This window comes from Dialister succinatiphilus YIT 11850 (genome assembly GCF_000242435.1).
GTDB classification, from domain to species: Bacteria; Bacillota; Negativicutes; order Veillonellales; family Dialisteraceae; genus Dialister; species Dialister succinatiphilus.
Window position 1 is genome coordinate 10,861 of sequence record NZ_JH591188.1, and the last position, 1,622, is coordinate 12,482.

General features: G+C 55.4%; 1 protein-coding gene. It reads left to right on the forward strand.

Features of this window, described 5'->3' with window-relative positions; all coding sequences use genetic code 11:
- Positions 1 to 455 precede the first annotated feature (455 nt).
- Positions 456 to 1,451, forward strand: coding sequence for an ATP-dependent 6-phosphofructokinase (locus HMPREF9453_RS05465; RefSeq protein WP_008859563.1), 996 nt, complete (start codon positions 456 to 458; stop codon positions 1,449 to 1,451).
- The last annotated feature ends 171 nt before the right edge of the window (positions 1,452 to 1,622 follow it).

A 1,622-nucleotide genomic window follows, 5' to 3' on the forward strand; every position in this document is an offset into this window, starting at 1 on the left:
GCTGAGGGTTGTTGTGGGCGCCTTACATTTATAGAAGGCGCCCTCTTATGATAAAACCTGACAACCGGGCTTCGCCCGAGGAAAAACAGGCTGATCTCGCTCCGCAGGCGCGGTTGTATGGTTTTCCACTGCAGAATGCTTATCATGCCATATGGTACTGAAAGTAAATCCCGTAACGCTGACTTTATGTTCATCGCCCTCTAAAGGGGAAACGACTCACTACATTTTGCGCGTCGCTAGCGCTCCTTCAAAATGTGTTCGCTGTGCACCGTAAGGGCGATACCACAACCCTCGGCCTGAAAGGCCGTCAAACTTAAGAACCCTTGGGCCGAAGGCCCATCCATCTTAAGAACCTTCCCCTTCTGAACCCCCTTACTCACGGGAATACAGTTTCGCAGATGATCAGGCCTCTATGATAATCAGGACTCTATCTATATACATAAAGGAGGGATACTATGGACAAACTGGCAGTTCTTACCAGCGGCGGCGACGCACCGGGCATGAATGCGGCGGTACGGAGCGTGGTGCGGACGGCGCTGTACTGGGGTAAGGAAATTTACGGCATCTATCGAGGCTATGCAGGCCTTCTGGAAGATGACATGATTTCCATGAATTCATCTTCCGTCAGCGGCATCGTGCTTCACGGCGGCACCATGCTGAAGACAGCCCGCTGCAAAGCCTTTTTTGAAGAGGAAAACCAGAAAAAGGCGGCGCAGATCCTCCGGAAGCGGGGCATCGGAGGACTCATCGTTATCGGCGGCGACGGGTCCATCCAGGGAGCGGAAAAGCTGTCCCGCCTGGGCATACCTACGGTTACCCTGCCGGGGACTATTGATAACGACATGCATGGCACTGATGAAACCATAGGCCATGATACGGCGGTGAATGCCGTGGTATCTGCTGTGAGCCGCATCCGGGACACCGCCTCCGCCCATAACCGGGCAGCCATTATCGAAGTGATGGGGCGGTTTGCAGGAAATATCGCCCTGGACGCCGGCCTTGCTTCCGGCGCTGAATACATTCTGGTGCCGGAGGTGCCCTTCAGTCGGGAAAAACTGGCCAGAAGCCTGAAACTCCAGATGGAAGCAGGCAGGACGAACAGCATCATCATCTGTGCGGAAGGTGCCGATGACGGCAGAGCCCTCTCCGAATGGCTCACCGAGCGGACGGACATCGACATCTGCACCACCATCCTTGGCTTCATCCAGCGGGGCGGCCAGCCCACGGCCCGGGACGGCATCCTGGGATCCACCCTGGGAGCGGCGGCAGTGAAAGCACTGCTGGAAGGAGAAACAGGGGCCCTGGCAGGCATGCATCGAGGCGAAGTACGAATCATTTCCTATGAAGAGGCCAAAAAAGAAAAGGAACCGTTCAAACAGAAACTCTACGAATTATCCGTCATGCTGGGCGCCGCCCAGAGCAGCGGGGATATCCGGGAAACGGGATTATAAAAGAAAAGCACCGGCAGAAACCGGTGCTTTTTTAGTGAGCTGGTGAGGGCCTTTTGGACAAGCCCCTATGGGGCTTGAGGGTTCTAAAGTTTGACGGGGCTATCGCCCCGAGGGTTCTTAAGTTTGACAGCGGCTCTGCCGCTGAGGGTTGTTGTGGGCGCCTTACATTTA